At 65.7% G+C, this 14,441-nt stretch carries 17 protein-coding genes; 8 read left to right on the top strand and 9 right to left on the bottom strand.

What is annotated here, in order from left to right:
- Positions 1-9 precede the first annotated feature (9 nt).
- Positions 10-738 (bottom strand): S4 domain-containing protein, encoded by a 729-nt coding sequence (locus VF168_09925; GenBank protein HEX7004490.1) that lies wholly within the window; start codon positions 736-738, stop codon positions 10-12.
- A 117-nt stretch (positions 739-855) separates the two neighbouring features.
- Between VF168_09925 and dxr the strand changes: the two genes are divergently transcribed.
- From dxr to VF168_09900, 5 genes are all read left to right on the top strand, one after another.
- Positions 856-2,022 (top strand): 1-deoxy-D-xylulose-5-phosphate reductoisomerase, encoded by a 1,167-nt coding sequence (dxr, locus tag VF168_09920; protein HEX7004489.1) that lies wholly within the window; start codon positions 856-858, stop codon positions 2,020-2,022.
- Positions 2,023-3,144, top strand: coding sequence for a site-2 protease family protein (locus tag VF168_09915; protein HEX7004488.1), 1,122 nt, complete (start codon positions 2,023-2,025; stop codon positions 3,142-3,144). It begins immediately after the preceding gene.
- Between the two features lie 64 nt (positions 3,145-3,208).
- Complete coding sequence (locus tag VF168_09910) at positions 3,209-4,285, top strand: M50 family metallopeptidase (GenBank protein ID HEX7004487.1); 1,077 nt, start codon at positions 3,209-3,211, stop codon at positions 4,283-4,285.
- Positions 4,257-4,958: a glycosyltransferase family 2 protein gene (locus VF168_09905; GenBank protein HEX7004486.1), complete on the top strand. Its 702-nt coding sequence runs from the start codon at positions 4,257-4,259 to the stop codon at positions 4,956-4,958. Before VF168_09910 ends, VF168_09905 begins: the two co-directional genes overlap by 29 nt.
- Positions 4,955-5,596: an MBL fold metallo-hydrolase gene (locus tag VF168_09900; GenBank protein ID HEX7004485.1), complete on the top strand. Its 642-nt coding sequence runs from the start codon at positions 4,955-4,957 to the stop codon at positions 5,594-5,596. The genes VF168_09905 and VF168_09900 overlap by 4 nt, the downstream gene beginning before the upstream one ends.
- A 68-nt stretch (positions 5,597-5,664) precedes the next feature.
- Here VF168_09900 and VF168_09895 read toward each other — a convergent pair whose 3' ends face one another.
- The 3 genes from VF168_09895 to VF168_09885 are packed head-to-tail and all read right to left on the bottom strand — an operon-like array spanning position 5,665 to position 7,729.
- On the bottom strand, positions 5,665-6,225 hold the full coding sequence (locus VF168_09895; GenBank protein ID HEX7004484.1) for a YdcF family protein: 561 nt from the start codon (positions 6,223-6,225) through the stop codon (positions 5,665-5,667).
- A gap of 27 nt (positions 6,226-6,252) precedes the next feature.
- Positions 6,253-7,533 (bottom strand): histidinol dehydrogenase, encoded by a 1,281-nt coding sequence (gene hisD / locus VF168_09890; protein ID HEX7004483.1) that lies wholly within the window; start codon positions 7,531-7,533, stop codon positions 6,253-6,255.
- A gap of 55 nt (positions 7,534-7,588) precedes the next feature.
- The gene (locus VF168_09885; protein HEX7004482.1) at positions 7,589-7,729 is read right to left on the bottom strand and encodes a hypothetical protein; all 141 of its coding nucleotides are present in this window, start codon (positions 7,727-7,729) and stop codon (positions 7,589-7,591) included.
- 189 nt (positions 7,730-7,918) lie between these two features.
- Here VF168_09885 and VF168_09880 point away from each other — a divergent pair, with 189 nt between their 5' ends.
- Entirely contained in the window at positions 7,919-9,670 is a 1,752-nt protein-coding gene (locus tag VF168_09880; GenBank protein ID HEX7004481.1) for an Eco57I restriction-modification methylase domain-containing protein, read from the top strand.
- A complete protein-coding gene (locus VF168_09875) occupies positions 9,612-10,712 on the top strand; it encodes a BsuBI/PstI family type II restriction endonuclease (protein ID HEX7004480.1) in 1,101 nt (366 codons plus the stop codon). Before VF168_09880 ends, VF168_09875 begins: the two co-directional genes overlap by 59 nt.
- Before the next feature lie 2 nt (positions 10,713-10,714).
- On the opposite strand, the gene VF168_09870 is transcribed toward VF168_09875, so the two are convergent.
- The 5 genes from VF168_09870 to infC form a co-directional block, all read right to left on the bottom strand.
- Positions 10,715-11,920 (bottom strand): LuxR C-terminal-related transcriptional regulator, encoded by a 1,206-nt coding sequence (locus VF168_09870; GenBank protein HEX7004479.1) that lies wholly within the window; start codon positions 11,918-11,920, stop codon positions 10,715-10,717.
- Positions 11,902-12,354, bottom strand: a complete 453-nt coding sequence (locus VF168_09865) for a response regulator (GenBank protein HEX7004478.1) — start codon at positions 12,352-12,354, stop codon at positions 11,902-11,904. Before VF168_09865 ends, VF168_09870 begins: the two co-directional genes overlap by 19 nt.
- Before the next feature lie 353 nt (positions 12,355-12,707).
- Positions 12,708-13,058 carry a 50S ribosomal protein L20 gene (rplT, locus tag VF168_09860; GenBank protein ID HEX7004477.1) on the bottom strand — a complete coding sequence of 117 codons (351 nt, stop codon included), beginning with the start codon at positions 13,056-13,058 and terminating at the stop codon, positions 12,708-12,710.
- 9 nt (positions 13,059-13,067) lie between these two features.
- Entirely contained in the window at positions 13,068-13,265 is a 198-nt protein-coding gene (gene rpmI, locus VF168_09855) for a 50S ribosomal protein L35 (GenBank protein ID HEX7004476.1), read from the bottom strand.
- A gap of 96 nt (positions 13,266-13,361) precedes the next feature.
- Complete coding sequence (gene infC / locus VF168_09850; protein HEX7004475.1) at positions 13,362-13,862, bottom strand: translation initiation factor IF-3; 501 nt, start codon at positions 13,860-13,862, stop codon at positions 13,362-13,364.
- Positions 13,863-13,998: 136 nt separating this feature from the next.
- Between infC and VF168_09845 the strand changes: the two genes are divergently transcribed.
- Complete coding sequence (locus tag VF168_09845; protein ID HEX7004474.1) at positions 13,999-14,418, top strand: CoA-binding protein; 420 nt, start codon at positions 13,999-14,001, stop codon at positions 14,416-14,418.
- The last annotated feature ends 23 nt before the right edge of the window (positions 14,419-14,441 follow it).

The following is a 14,441-nucleotide window of genomic DNA, read 5'->3' as shown; positions in this document are numbered from 1 at the left end:
GGCCAGGCCTCAGCCGGCCGACTCCACCTCGAGGGTGAGCTTGACGTTCCCACGGCGGGTTTCCCCGTCGACGCTCAGCAACCGCAGACGTCCGAGCCCCTCGGCGTACACCTCGTCGCCCACTTCGGCGTTGCCCGCCTTCCCTACCCGAACTCCGTTCACGCTCACCTTGCCGCCGGCGATGCCCTTCGAGAAGTAGGAACGCGAAACGCGGAACCCCTTCGCTCCCACGACGTCCACGCGCAACGACGGAACCACCACGGTGAGCGCCTTCACCTGCCCGGCTAGCGCCCTCTCCAGCGGCACCACTCGCGGCTCGACCGGGCGTCCCTTCAGCGTGGCGACGCCCAGCAGTTCCGGAGGCGGCGGGTCGAGCGTGACCACCGACGTCCCCTCCTGGTGGGCCACCAAGTCGCCCAACTGGGCTTCGTCGATGCCGGTGGCCACCAGCTCCTGGCGCAGGTCGGGATCTGCCCCGACGCCGCCGAAGTAGACGGCGGTGAGCCGCGTGCTCGCCTGGGGAACGTGTGAAGGCCGGGCCGTGACCACCCGGCGGCGGGCTCCCGGCCGCCCGCCCCAGGCCGTAGCGGGCAAGCCCCGCCGCGCCAGGTCGTGGACCAGCCTGGCGCTGGCCTCCGGTTCGATGAAGCCGCTGTGGGCGACACGCCCACCGTGGGCGGCAGAGGCGAGGCGCTCGGCCTGGGCTAGCAACTGCGTGTCGTTCCCGGCGTCGTTCATGCAGTCGAAGGTTATCACCGGCGGCTTCCCCCACGCTTCCGCTCGTCTTGCCGCATATCCCGGCGAAGCGTGCGCGCGCGATTGTCCGGCTGCGCTAGATGGGCGAGAATGCCGTTGATGAAGACCATCTCGATACTCGGCTCGACCGGGTCGATCGGCACCCAGGCTCTCGACGTCGCCCGCTGGCGCGGCTACCGGGTCAGGGGCTTGGCGGCCGGCCGCAACTGGACCAGCCTGCTCGAGCAGGTGAGGGAGTTCGGCCCGGAACTCGTCTCCTGCGACGACTCGGTCGCGGACGAGCTGCGAAGGGAGTTGCCGCCTGGGACCCGGCTCGCCAGCGGCAAGGAGGGTGCCAAGGAGGTCGCCGGCCTGGTGGTGGACAGCGTCGTCGCCGCGATCCCCGGGATGGCCGGCCTCGAACCGACCGCTCACGCCCTCGCGGTGGGCCGCCACGTCGCCCTCGCCAACAAGGAGGCGATGGTGGTGGCGGGACCCCTGATGAAGGATCTCGCCACGCGCTCGGGCGGGACCATCACCCCACTCGACTCGGAGCACTCGGCCCTCTACCAATGCCTCTTGGGCGAGGACCCGGGTGCCGTGGATGCGCTCGTACTAACCGCTTCGGGAGGGCCGTTCCGTCAAGGCCCTGCCGACCTGTCGAACGTGACGCCGGAGGAGGCGCTCGCTCACCCCAACTGGTCCATGGGGCCCAAGGTCACCGTAGATTCGGCCACCCTGTTCAACAAGGGGCTCGAGGTGCTGGAGGCCCACTTCCTCTTCGAGGTACCGCTCGAGCGCATCGAGGTCGTAATCCACCCCCAATCGCTCATCCACGGGCTCGTTCGCTACGCCGACGGATCGATAAAGGCGCAGATAGGCCCGCACGACATGCGACTTCCCATCCAGTACGGCATCGAAGGCCCCCGGCGTCCCCCCCTGCCGCTCGAGCCGCTGCCGCTCCAAGGGGAGTGGCAGCTCCTGCCGCCAGATGTGAACCGGTTCCCGTGCCTGCCGCTCGCCTACCGGGCCGGAGAGATCGGCGGACTCGCGCCCACCTACCTGAACGCTGCCGACGAGGTCGCGGTCGCTGCCTTCCTCGAAGGACGTCTCCCGTTCCCCGCCATCGCCCGGGTACTCGCAGAGGTGCTGGAGAACGCGCCCGCGGAGCCACTCAGCTGGAGCGTTCTCGAGGAGGCCGACCGGGCAGCGCGCAGGCTGGCCGGGGAGGCCTGCCGGCGGCTCGGCCGGGAGATGACCGCCAGCGACGGCGCTCAGAGTCGTTAGATGTTCGGCGGTGCTATCAGGTTGCCGATCCGGATGCTGGGCATACCGGTGCGCCTCGACACCTCGTTCCTGCTGGTGCTCCCGCTCTTCGCCTGGCTCATCGCCCATCAGCTGCCCGGCTACCTCGACCTGCTGGGTCGTGCCGGATTCGACGTCGCCGGCGGCTCCACCCTCCTCGGTGGCGTCACCCCATACCTGCTGGGGTTGATGGCCGCCATCGGCCTCTTCACCGGCGTGGTGATCCACGAGCTGGGCCACGCGGTGGTAGCGCGCCTCTACGACGTGGAGGTGAAGGAGATCACCCTCTGGTTCCTGGGTGGCGTCGCTCAGTTCGACGAGCTGCCCCGCCAGAGGGGGGCCGAGGCGCTGGTCGGCATCGCCGGACCGATCACCAGCCTGGTGCTCGCCGCTCTCTGCTGGCTCGCCTGGCAATACCTTCCCATGGGCCCCGGGGGCCTCTTCATCTTCTCCTACCTGACCCTCACCAACCTGGCGCTCGCCCTCTTCAACCTGCTGCCGGCGCTCCCGCTCGACGGCGGCCGGATCCTGCGCTCACTCCTGGCCCTCTGGATTCCATACCTGCGCGCGACCCGCATCGCCGCCGGCGTCAGCCGGGTCGTAGCGCTGCTGCTGGGCGTTTACGGCTTCTTCACCTTCCAACTGCTGCTTGTCGTCGTGGCGTTCTTCGTCTACAACGCCGTGGCGGCCGAGACCCGCTACGCCGCCATGACCGCCGCGCTGCAGGGGAAGTTCGTCTCGGACCTGATGACGCGGGACGTGATGAGCGTTACCGCCGACATGCCCCTCGGCAAGTTCCTGCAGCTGGCCAACTTCAGGCGCCACGTGGGCTACCCGGTCATCGATGATTACGACCATCTGCTAGGCTTCGCCAGGCTCGACGATGCTCGTGAGGCCGATCCGGACGAGCGGGTGGAGCGGATCGTGCGCCCGGCCGAGACGATCGTCGCGGACGCGGACGCCATGGACGCGGTGAAGCTCCTCAGCGCAGGCGAACTGGGCCGGCTGATGGTGCTCGACCGCTACGGCCGACTGGTGGGCATCCTCAGCAAGACCGACGTGGTGAGAGCGCTGCACGGGCTGGAGAAGACGGGCCGGGCCTGAACCGAGTCGAGCCGCATACCACCGCCGGGAGCCCCATCTGGCATACTTGTTGGGCGATGGAGTCATGCTCACAGCCCTGATCTTCCTCCTGATCCTCACCGTCTCGGTGTCGGTCCACGAACTCGCTCACTACCTCAACGCCCGGAGCGTCGGGGTTCCTGTTCGCGCGTTCAGCATAGGCATGGGCCCGGCGATCTGGAAGCGCCGCTGGGCGGGCACCGAGTGGCGGGTTGGGCCCTTCCCCGTCGGTGGTTACGTCGACCTGCCGGGGATGGCGCCCAAAGTCGACGAGGAGGGCAACCTCCAGCATCCGGACGAGGGGATGGCGACCAAGAGCCTGCCTCAGAAGCTGTGGGTGCTGGTGGGCGGAGTGATCGCCAACTTCGCCCTGGGCGTGCTGCTCATCGCGCTGGCGCTCACCCTCGAACCCTCCTACCGTGCCCTGACCAGCGGCGCGGTGGACGAGCAGGCGACCTATATCGAGGGCGTCATGGTCGGTTCGGCCGCCGAGGCCCTCGGCCTCCAGGCGGGGGACCGGATCGTCCTGCTCAATGGGGTAGCCGATCCATCGATCGAGCAGGTCGTGGAGATGGTACAGACTGGCGATCGGCTCGAGATCGTCGTGGTCCGGGAGGGCGAGCGCTTGACCCTGGAGAGGCCATGGCCTCCCGAAGGGACCGCCGGAATCCCGCAGTTGGGGGTCACCCTGCGGCCGTTCCAGATGGAGCCCGTCGGCTTCCCTGCCGCACTGGGCGAGTCGTTCATGTTCAGCGTCCGGGCCGTGCCGCAGGCGGTCGTCTCCTTCGTGCGAGGCTTCGGTTCGGTGCTTACCGGTAATCCGAGTGAGGACGTCGCAGGGCCGGTGGGGATGGTGAGTGCGGTCAATCAGGCGGCCCAGGTTGGCGTTGCCCCAGTGCTCATGCTCGCCGCGCTCATCAACCTGTCACTGGCCGTCTTCAACCTGCTGCCCATCCCCGGCCTCGACGGCGGGCGGATGCTGCTGGCTACGCTCGTCGCGATCCGGCGGCGGCCGTTCCGGCCTGGCCAGGAGGAGACGATCCACTTCATCGGCGTGATGGCGGTTCTGGCCCTCATCCTGCTGATCACCTTCAATGAGCTCGGCGGCATCATCCGCGGATAGCGGCGCCACCCTCGAGGGTAGCGCCGCCACCGACGCCCGCGGGATCTGCACGATCCTGATACCTGCCTACAACGAGGCGGAAACGATAGACGGAGTAGTGGAAGTCGGCCTGCGTTCGGGCGTGGGCGAGGTCCTCGTCGTCGACGACGGTTCGACCGACGGTACCGGCGAGGCGGCCCGGCGGGCCGGGGCCCGGGTCATCGGATTGCAACGCAACCTCGGCAAGGGGGGCGCCGTTGCAGCCGGGCTCAGGAGCATCGCCAGCGAGACGGTACTGCTGGTCGACGCCGACCTCGTGGGCCTCACACCCCGACACCTTCAGGATCTGGCCGCTCCGGTCATCGCCGGCGAGGTCGACATGACCCGTGGGGTCTTCACCGGCGGTCGCTGGCGAACCACAGCCGCTCAACGGCTGACTCCCCAGCTGAACGGCCAGCGGGCGGTGCGGCGCGATCTGCTCCTGAGGGTCCCGCAGCTGGAAGCGACCCGCTACGGGATCGAGGTGGCGATCACCGACGTCGCTCGCCGCGAGGGGTGGCGCTGCCGCGACATACCGCTGGAGGGGGTCTCACAGGTGATGAAGGAGGAGAAGCGCGGCTTCATCGCCGGTATGGCGATGAGGCTGCGGATGTACCGGGACATCTTCGCGACCATGCTGAGGAGCCGCCGATGAAGACCGGTCAGCTGCTGCTGGAACGCCTCACCGTGGGCCCGTTGCAGGAGAACTGCTACCTGGTCGGAGCGGCAGGCTCGGATGCGGTACTGCTGGTCGACCCGGGCGACGAAGCGGCGACGCTCGCGCAGGCTCTGCTGACGAGCGGCCGGAGGCTCGAGGCGATCCTCCTCACCCACGCCCACTTCGATCACGTCGGCGCCCTCGCAGAGCTCCTCGAGACCCACGAGGTGCCGGTCTACCTGCACCCGGCCGATGGGCCACTGCTCGAGTACGCTTCGCTCGCCGCGGCGCAGTGGGGGATCGAGATAGATCAACCGCCGCAGGCGACGGTCGAGCTTCGACACGGTCAGCGGCTGGAACTGGCAGGGCTCACATTCGACTGCCTGCATACGCCCGGCCACGCGCCCGGACATGTCGCCTTCTACGCTCCCGCGGAGCGGCTGGTACTCGCCGGTGACGCGCTCTTCAAGGGCTCGATCGGGCGCACCGACCTGCCCTTCGGCGATCACGAGCAGCTGCTCGCCAGCATCCGGCATGAACTGCTGTCGCTGCCGCCGGACACGCTGGTGCTCCCGGGCCACGGCGACACGACGACGATCGGTGTCGAAAGCCGGACCAACCCTTTCCTGGTCTGACCAGAAGCGCCTCACCACCTTCCTTCTCGAGCCGCTCGGGATCCGCGCGACGGACTCTGCCTACGGCCTCAGCGCATGTAGCCCGATTGATATGCCAGCAGGCTCAGGAGTTCGCGGGCACCGTACATCAACCTGTTCCCGCTGGTCGCTACCGTGGCAACCTCGGCGTCGAGGCCGAAGTACCGGGCCAGCCAGCGGCTCCGGTAGGCGTGCATGTCGTCGGTGACGATCAGCAACTCATCACCGTCGAGCAGCGGCAGGCTGTTGCGGATGTTCTGGTAGGAGGTGCGTGACCTCGTCTCTGCCACGAGCACAGCGTCCGGGACTCCCGCCTCGCGCAAGTACCGCAGGCCTGCCTGCCCTTCGCTGAACCTGTCTCCCCTCTGCGAGCCGCCGGTCACGATGAGCTGCCGAGCGCAGCCGGCAGCGTAGAGTTCAGCGGCCCGGTCGAGTCGCCTCCGGAAGACGGGCGAGGGTTCCCCGTCGTACTGCGCCGCTCCCATGACGAGGATGGCGTCGACAGGGCAGCGGAACGTGACGCTCTCCGGGTACCGCCAGATCTGGAGCGCGTCCTGCACCGGCAGGCGTACCAGGTCCTGGAGCAGGAACATGACTACCAGGAGCGGCACGAGGGCCAACGTTCGATGCAGGCGGCTTCACTCCCCTTCGGACCCCGTTCTCGACTCGATCGCGCGAGCGTGCGCCTCGAGCCCTTCGGCCCGCGCCATTCTAGCGGCGGGCTCGGCCAGCAGGCTCAGAAGTTCTTCACCGACCCCGACGAGCGGGATGAGCTTCTGGAAGTCGTTCAGATTGACGAACGATGAGAAGCGGGCCGTCCCTCCGGTGGGCATCACGTGACTCGGACCCAGGACATAGTCGCCCAGCGCCTCCATGCTCCGGTGGCCCAGGAACACCCCACCGGCGTTGCGGACCAGCGGCAGCAGGGCCTGCGGGTCGTCGACGAGCAGGCAGAGGTGCTCCGGCGCGTAGGCGTTGGCGACCTCCATCGCCTCCTGGAGGTCATCTACCAGAACCAGGTAGCCGCGCTCCTCGAGCGACTCTCGGGCGGCGCCGGCGGTGGGCAGCCGGGCCAACGCCTCTTCGAGCGCCCCGGGCAGCGCCTCGGCCAGCTCCCGGCTGGTCGTCACCAGCACCGGCTGGGCGCCCGCGTGCTCGGCCTGCGCCAATAGGTCCGAAGCCACGTGACGCACGGAGGCGCTCCCGTCGGCCAACACCAGCGTCTCGGTCGGCCCGGGCAGAGCCTCGATCCCCACGGCCCCGTAGACCGCCTGCTTGGCGAGCACGACCCAGCGGTTGCCCGGCCCCACTACCTTGTCGACCCGCGGGACGCTCTCGGTGCCGTAGGCCATAGCGGCGATCGCTTGGGCTCCTCCGATCCGGAACACGTTCTCCACCCCGGCCCGACGGGCCGCTACCAGTACCTCGGCCGGTACCGAGCCTCCTCTGCCCGGGGGCGTGGCCACGATCACCTCGTCGACACCCGCCACCTTCGCCGGTACGGCCGTCATTAGGAGGCTGCTGAAGAGCGGCGCGGTTCCACCGGGCACGTAACAGCCCACCCGCTCGAGCGGCCTCACGAGTTGGCCGAGGAGATCGCCGCGCTCCTCCTCGATGAACCCTTGCGCCGGCTGGTGCCGGTAATAGCTCGTTATCCTGCCAGCCGCCAGGTCGATGGCAGCGGAAAGCTCGCTGTCGATCTTCGCCTCGGCCTCGTCGAACTCCCGCTCGGGAACGCGGAACTCCTCGATCCGAACTCCGTCGAATCGCTGGCCATACTCGCGCACCGCCTCGTCGCCGCGCCGCCGAACGTCCTCGACGATCTCCCGTACCTTGCCTGCCGTGTCGTCGACGTCGCTCGTGAAGCCACGCCTCTCGAACGTCTCGATCGCCGCCCGTTTGCCGCTGATAACGCGCATGCGGCAAATGATAACCGCGAGCGGCATCTGGCCGACCGGAGCGCCAACTACTGCCCTATCCGCTTTCGACCGTGGCGAACTCCTGACCCCACGCCCTCAGGCGCCGTTCGGCCTTCTCCTGGAAACAGGCGCCGAACGAGATGGCGAACGAGTCGTCTCGTCGCTCGCCTCCGGCCCCATGGCGAGCTCCCGTCACCCTCCATATCTCCGTGCACCCCTCCCGGCATGCGCCTATTCACAGGCCAGCACGGCATACGGGTGCCTTACTATTTAAGGTAGGAGGAGCCGAAGGAGGAGACCTGCTATGCCCCGCACATCCGTTGACACACGTCCCGCACCGCCGGTGCAGCTGTTCGGCGAGCCGGTGGTACTATCGCTCCAGGCGATGTCCCTATCGAAGTACAGGCCCTCACGACTTCTGGGCGAACTCCCACTACCTACCGCCGCCCTGACGATCGAACAGGTAAGAGGGCTGATATTCGACCTGGTCCGAACGTACTGGCTGGAGCAGGGTGGTGACCTCCCTTTACGCGAACTCGCCGACTTCGGCGCAGAGGTCCAGATCGATCCTCGCCTCTCAGGAGCGCTCGAACCGTTCGGGAAGTCGCTCGCTCAGATGTCGCCCCTCGATGCGAGTTTCGTGGTGGGGAGGCTATATACGGCCCTGCTGCCCAGGGAGTACCGCTCCAGGCACGGTATCTACTTCACTCCGCCTCCACTCGCAAGGCGCCTGCTCGAGTTGACTCGAAAATGCGGTGTCGACCTTGGTACGGCGGCCGTACTGGACCCTGCCTGCGGAGGTGGAGCGTTCCTCGCTCCGGTAGCCACCGCCAAGCTTGCACAGTACAGGGCTCTCGAACCGTCCAGAAAGCTGGAGTTGCTCAGCAGGACTATAAGCGGATACGAGATAGACCGGTTCAGCGCATGGTTATCTCAAGTCTTCCTTGACACGGTGTTCCGACCGGTTGCCGAGGCGGCGGGCGAAGTACTGCCGGTGCTCATATCTGTGCGTGACGCGCTCGAGGAGATCGCCACTGAACGGTACGACCTCGTGATCGGAAACCCTCCCTACGGGCGCGTGAAGCTTGACAAGGATCGAAGGCAACTGTTCCAGCGAGGACTGTACGGCCACGCCAACAACTACGGTCTATTTACGGATCTGGCCTTGAGACTCACCCGCCAAGGCGGCGTGGTCGCCTTCGTCACGCCGACGAGTTTTCTCTCGGGCCAGTACTTCAAGAATCTTCGCCGACTCCTTGTCGCGGAAGCAAGCCCCGTGCACCTCGAGTTCATCTCCGACCGAGAGGGCGTCTTCGACGATGTGCTCCAGGAAACCATGCTTGCCACTTTCAGACGTGAGGCGTCGAGCCCAGGAGCCAGAGTCCGCCGGTTGAACGTCCAGCCGGAAGGAGACATCCTCGTTGAAGATGTCGGAGCGCTAAGGCTGCCAGGAAATCCTGAGCTGCCATGGCTGCTCCCGAGGGAGCCAGGACATTCGCGGCACGTCGATGCAGCCCGGCGGTTCCCTAACCGGTTACGAGATTTTGGCTATCGGGTCAGCACCGGCCCCTTGGTCTGGAACCGACACAAGAATCAACTGAGAAGCAGCACGGGACCGAACCGCTATCCCTTGGTTTGGGCCGAGGCCGTGAAGACAGATGGGACCTTCACGTTCAGCGCAAGACGCAGGAATCACCTCCCGTACTTCGAGGTACGACCAGTGAAGGACGACTGGCTTCTCGTTCGGTCACCCTGTATCCTCCTGCAGAGAACCACGGCCAAGGAGCAGCGGCGACGCCTCATAGCAGCCGAATTACCGCAACAGTTCCTCGACCAGCATGGTGCGGCAGTGGTCGAGAATCACCTGAACATGATCTGGTCGAACGGCGCACCAACCGTCCCGCCCCGTATCATCGCATCCCTGTTGAACAGTCAGCTCCTCGACGAGCTTTTTCGGTGTTTGAGTGGCAGCGTGGCAGTCAGCGCGTTCGAGCTGGAGGAGCTGCCACTTCCTCCACGCCCAGTCTTGGAACGATACCTGGAGTACCTCGACAGCGGTGCCCCGGTGGACGTCCTGGATGAAGTTCTGGAGAGTGCCTATCGTGATGGATTTGCCCCCACTCCTGCCCCGGGCTGAGATACGTAGGCGACTGGAAAGGATCTTTCCGGAGGGCATCGACAACAGGAACTACGTGATTCGGGAGATTGCGGCGAGTACCGTCTTCGTGATGCTCTACTTGGGAGCCGTCGAGGGAGCCGGCTATTACATCCGACCGGATCAAGTGGTGCGCATGTCGGATGAACAGGCAGCGAGAACGAATGATGATGAACGGCTGCGATGGCGCAACTCGAGTGTGAGCAAAGGCGGGTCCGGCGGCTGGTGCGCGAAGAACACGCGCGAACCGATTCGTGACGAAACCCTCAGGTACGGACTGGTTCAGCTAGGAGCAGCGGTCGAACTTACTGATGTGCCGACTACGAGTTCGAAGGGCCGGTATGCGCTGTCCGAGCCATTCGCCGACCTGTTCCGTCCCGGCCTCGCAGGTGAGGATCTGGATGAAGCCATTTCGAAGTGGCAGAGAGCGGCGCTCTCAGCCAGTGCTCAGGCGCGTCTTCGACTCCTGCAGAACGCGGCGGTCGAGACTCGCCAGGGAGTTCTGGTCAGGTTCCCGAATGGTGAAACGAGGCGCTTGCCCCCTGGTCCGTCGAGCGAGATAACCAGGGCGGTGGCAGAGGAGTTTGCACCGAGGTTCCTCTCGCATCCGGGTGTGTTGTGGGTGAGTGAAAGCAGGACGAAGGAAACTTTCCGCGACGCCCAGCTGCTGCGTGACCTAGGCATCGTGATCGCGGTAGACCGAGTGCTTCCAGACATGATCCTCGTCGATCTCGGTGAGGCCGGTGAAGGTCCACTCTTCATATTCGTCGAAGTAGTTGCAACCGACGGCCCAATCACGACGGATCGGCGCAAGCAACTGCTGACGTTGATAACGTCGGCCGGGTACGCGGAGGAGCAGGCAGCTTTCGTTACCGCTTACCTCGATCGAGACCACCAAGCTTTCAGGAAGACGATCTCTTCGTTGGCCTGGGGATCATGTGCCTGGTTCCTCAGCGAACCCGACAACCTGATCACAATGCACTCAGCCGATCGAGTCGAACGGATGAGGGATCTCCGCTTCTAGACCTACTCGTTCCCGAACCCGCGTTCGCGGGCCCAGATGACCGCCTCTGCCCTGGAGTGGACGTCGAGTTTGCCGTAGATACGGGCAACGTAGTTGCGGACGGTGGCGTAGGAGAGGCCCAGCTCCTTGGCGATCTGGTTGTTCTTCATCCCCTTCGCGATGAGCTCGATGACTTCGCGTTCCCGTTCGGTGAGGTCGCTGGCCATGATCGAGGGGGAGGTCCGGGTCGAGGAGACCTGGGTCATCTTCTCCAGCACCGACTGCGCGAACCAGGTGGCGTCGTCGATGACCTCACGGATCGCCTGCTTCAGGTGCTGCTCGGTCTGACGCCTTGCCGAGATGTTGCGGGCGATCCCGCACACCCCCATCGGCTGACCCTCACCGTCCCGCAGGCGTGCGCCGGTGAACTCGTAAGGGACGTAGGCGCCGGACTCGACGAGGAGCTGTGCCTCTACCGTGGCCGCCCCCTCCTCCAGCACCCTCATGTACCACTGCTCCATCGCCTCTCGATCGTCCTGGTGCACGAGCACGGTGAGGCGCCGGTTCTCGACCTCGTCGTCATCGAGGCCGGTCATGAGGCAGAGTTCCCGGTTCCAGCGAACGAGCCTCCTATCCGTGTCGGCTACGAAGAAGAGGTCTTTGAGGGTGTTCAGGGCCGCCTCGAGCAGGTTCGTCTGGGTTGCCAGCTCCTTCGTGCGCTCCTCGACCCGCTGTTCGAGCGACTCGTTGAGTTCGCGGAGAGCCTGCTCGCTGCGCCGCAGCGCCGCTTCGGCCTCGCGCCTCGCCCGGGAGGAGTCGGCCTCGCGCAGAGCCCGCCTCACCGCCTGCCCCAGCCGGTAGAGCTTGTCCTTGTTCACGTAGTCGACGGCGCCGCCCTGGAGCAGCTGCACGGCTGCCTCCTCCCCGATGGCGCCCGAGACGATGATGCAGGGAGTGTCGAGGGTAAGCTCCTCGAGCAGTTCGAGCACCTCGTGCGAACTGAAACCTGGTAGGGCGTGGTCGCTCAGCACCAGATCCCACTCACGACTGCGGAGCGCCTCCAGGGTGTCTTCCCTCGTCTCTACCCGGCAGGCATCCACGACGAAGCCGTTGCGTTGCAGCTCCCTCTGGTTCAGTTCCGCGTCGTCGGTCGAGTCCTCGACCAGGAGAACCCGAAGATCCTGAGCCTCGTCGACCACCGCTCGCTCCTCTACGCCTGCGATTGCCATGGCACCTCGTTGAGGATGAGCCAGTAGATCCCCAGTTGCCTAACAGCGTCGGTGAACTCGGTGAACGAGACCGGCTTCTGAACGTACGAATTGGCCCCATTGAGGTAGCTGTCGAGCACGTCCCGGTCCTGCTTCGAGGTGGTGAGCATGACGATAGGCAGGAGCTTGGTGCGCTCGTTGTTGCGCACCTGTTTGAGCACCTCGAGACCGGAGAGCTTGGGAAGGTTGATGTCGAGCAGTACCAGCTGTGGCATGTGCTCTGGGTTGCGTTCGGCGAAGGACCCGCGGCAGAAGAGGAAATCGAGTGCTTCGGCCCCGTCGCGCACGATCACCACCTCGTTCGCCAGATTGTGCATCCGGAGCGCCCGCAGGGTGAGATCGATGTCGTCCTGATTGTCCTCGACTAGCAGAATGAAGGTGGTATCACGCGTCAAGTTGCTGCCTCTTTCCGGTCGCAATTCCTGGGCGCCACAGAGAGTGGTAGAGACTTCAGCTGCCGGCGCGGCGATCGAACCTGCCCGTCATGTTATTTCGCAAGCACCCACCGACGTGACCCCCTCGAGGTTGCAGAGCACTATCGGCACGCCATTCTAACCCTTTGCGCCGGGGTGCCGACGCTTCGCCAGCCGCCGTTGCCGACGCCGGTGTCCCGCTTACATCGGGCACGCCATGATACGGGAGGCGCCTGCGGGAAACGAACATCGGGACCGAACGCATCGTTCGGTCCCGATTCGCTGTGGCCCTGCCGATATCCGGAGACCGGGCTCGGGCCGGGTGGGCTGTGTCCTCAGGCGCCCTTGGCTACCTCCACCAGGGAGCGGAACGCCTCTGGCTCGCGAACGGCGAGATCGGCGAGCACCTTGCGGTCGAGCTCCACTCCGGAACGGCGCAGGCCGCTGACGAAGCGCGAGTAGCTGAGGCCCTCCTTGCGGGCCGCGGCGTTGATGCGCGCGATCCAGAGGCGGCGGAAGACCGTCTTCTTGTCGCGCCGGTCACGATAGGAGTAGTCGGCGGCGTTCAGCAGGGTCTGCTGAGCGATGCGGAAGCTCTTGGAGCGGAGGCCCCAGAACCCCTTCGCCCGCTTGAGGATCTTCTTGTGCTTGGCGCGCCGGACGGTACCGGTCTTGGCTCTCGGCATGGCGGTTCCCTACTCGTACGGCAGCAGCGCCTTGATGCGCTCTGCGTCCGGCTTGGCTACCACCAGGTCGTTGCGTCCCTTACGGATGCGCTTACCCGACTTCTTGTAGTTCAGGTGTCGCTTCCCGGAGCGCATCGCCGTGACCTTACCTCGCCCAGTGACTTTGACACGGGCTTTGGTGCCCTTATGGGTCTTCAGTTTCGGCATCTCTAACAACTCCTCTTGCCAGGTTCCCGGCACGACTGTTCGCGGGCTTGAGCCCGCCAACAGCAGAGTCTACTACGTTCGAGGCGAAGTGCCTGATCAGTCCCTGATGGGGCGGAGAGTCATGTTCATGTCCATCCCGGCGATGGTGGGCATCTGGTCGACCGCCGCCATCTCGGAAACATCCTTGGCTACCCGATCCAGGATCTCCTGGCCCAGCTCGGGGTGGGTGCGTTCGCGCCCACGGAACATGATCACTACCCGTACTTTGTGTCCACCCTTGAGGAAGCGGCGGATGTGGTTGACCTTGGTCTCGTAGTCGTGCTCTTCGATCTTGACGCGGAACTTGATGGCCTTCATCTCCTGCTGACGCGACCGCTTGCGAGCCTCCTTCTCCTCCTGCTGCAGCTCGTAGCGATACTTGCCGTAGTCCATCAGTTTCGCGACCGGCGGTTGCGCGGCTTCTCCGACCAGGACCAGATCCAGTTCCTCTTCGCGGGCTCTGCGGATGGCCTCGCGGGTGTCGACGATGCCCTGTTGCTGGCCGTCGGACCCGATGAGCCTCACCTGCCTGGCCCGGATCTGATCATTTATCTTCATCTCTCTCGCTATGGACTCCACCTCCAAGAACACGCGCCCATGTCGGGCGCACAGCGCTCAAGTCTAGCAGATAAGGTAGGGGGCATCAACGCGTCGGCGACGTGGAACCGGGGCTCGACCGCGCTACCCTCGAGGCATGACGACCTCGTCTCGCACCTCCATACGCGACCTGCTGGAAGGCTCCAGAACCGTGGCCGTGCTCGGCGCCAGCAACCGTAGGGGCCGCCCCGCGTACTACGTTCCCGACTACCTGGCCCGCAACGGCTTCGAGGTACTGCCCGTCAACCCGAACCACTTAGGCGAAACCGAGTGGGAGAAGGAGTTCGTTGCCTCGCTCGCCGAACTCGACGAACCGGTCGACATCGTCAACGTCTTCCGCCGGCCGCAGGACATCCCGCCGCACCTCGACGACATCCTCTCGCTGGACCCGCTCCCGAGAGCCGTCTGGTTCCAGCTTGGCATCCGCAACGACGATGCGGCCCGCAAGCTGGAAGAGGCCGGCATCCAGGTGATACAGGACCGGTGCATCCTCGTCGAGCACCGCGCACTGGACTGACCGACGGACAGGAGTAACTCAGG

It is taken from the genome of Trueperaceae bacterium (assembly GCA_036381595.1).
GTDB lineage: Bacteria > Deinococcota > Deinococci > Deinococcales > Trueperaceae > DASVCN01.
The sequence above is the reverse complement of the archived record's forward strand: the minus strand, read 5'-3'. Positions and strand labels throughout refer to the sequence as shown.